Genomic DNA, 891 nt, shown 5'->3' with positions numbered 1-891 from the left:
GATACGGCTTGGCCTGCCCGTCCGCGTTCTGGATGTTGACACGCGGATCACCTGGCCAAGGAGTTTTGAATACCAAGTGACTGGTGCCACTTTGGCGCGGCCGCCCGAAATAGGTCTCGCAAACCTTTCTCAAATCTGCGAAGCGAATATTTCTCGGCTCCTCACGCATTTTGGTGAGGATTTTCTCTACCGATGCCATGCTCTTAATGGTGCCATTAGTGACACCATTTGTCAATCAGCTGCAGCTCGATAGGGAGCGGGCACAACAACCTCGGTTCTTTTCAGCATGTCACGGAGCTTCCCGGCCAGCGCAGTCTTTGCGCCCTCATCCCCATGCACGAGGCGGATCTCAGCCGGCGCGGTCGGTATGCCGGTGGCAAACTCGATCAGACCCCGCTGGTCGGCATGGGCCGAGTAACCGCCGATGGTATGGATCTGGGCGCGGATGTCGTAGCGCTCGCCATCGAGCATCACATAGCCGCCGCGCGGGCCGTAGCGCTGGATGTCGCGCCCGGGCGGGCCCTTGGCCTGGTAGCCGGCGGCGAGCAGGTGCGGCAGCCGCCCGACGTGGTCGATATGGACATGGGTGATGATCAGCGCCTGGATGGGGGCGATGTCGAAGCCGATCTGCAATTGGTCGGCGCGCGCGCCATCATCGCCGGCCTCGTCGCCTTGGAACAGGCCGCAATCGATGAGCAGCGAGTGGTACCATCAGCAATACGCGAGACAACGGGGTGCGGCTTCTGGCGGCTGAGCAAGGCTTCCGGCTTCTGCCCGCATGACGATCCCTAAGACGAGCCACGGGCGCCATGCCGAGCAGTCACGACCAGAACTTCAAGAACCTGATCCTCGACTACCCGCGCCAGGCCATCGAGCTGTTCGCTCCCGAAG

The 891-nt window shown here is 61.8% G+C and carries 2 protein-coding genes; both read right to left on the bottom strand.

Annotated elements, in window-relative coordinates:
- The coding region (locus CKO40_RS24000; protein ID WP_242477316.1) for a hypothetical protein at nucleotides 1-235 on the bottom strand (235 nt) is incomplete at its 3' end.
- Nucleotides 232-693: an MBL fold metallo-hydrolase RNA specificity domain-containing protein gene (locus CKO40_RS24790; RefSeq protein ID WP_420827412.1), complete on the bottom strand. Its 462-nt coding sequence runs from the start codon at nucleotides 691-693 to the stop codon at nucleotides 232-234. The genes CKO40_RS24000 and CKO40_RS24790, both read right to left, overlap by 4 nt.
- Nucleotides 694-891: the final 198 nt, after the last annotated feature.

This window comes from Halochromatium glycolicum, from assembly GCF_016584085.1.
In the GTDB taxonomy this organism is placed as follows: domain Bacteria; phylum Pseudomonadota; class Gammaproteobacteria; order Chromatiales; family Chromatiaceae; genus Lamprobacter; species Lamprobacter glycolicus.
This window is presented reverse-complemented; position numbering and strand designations above follow the sequence as displayed.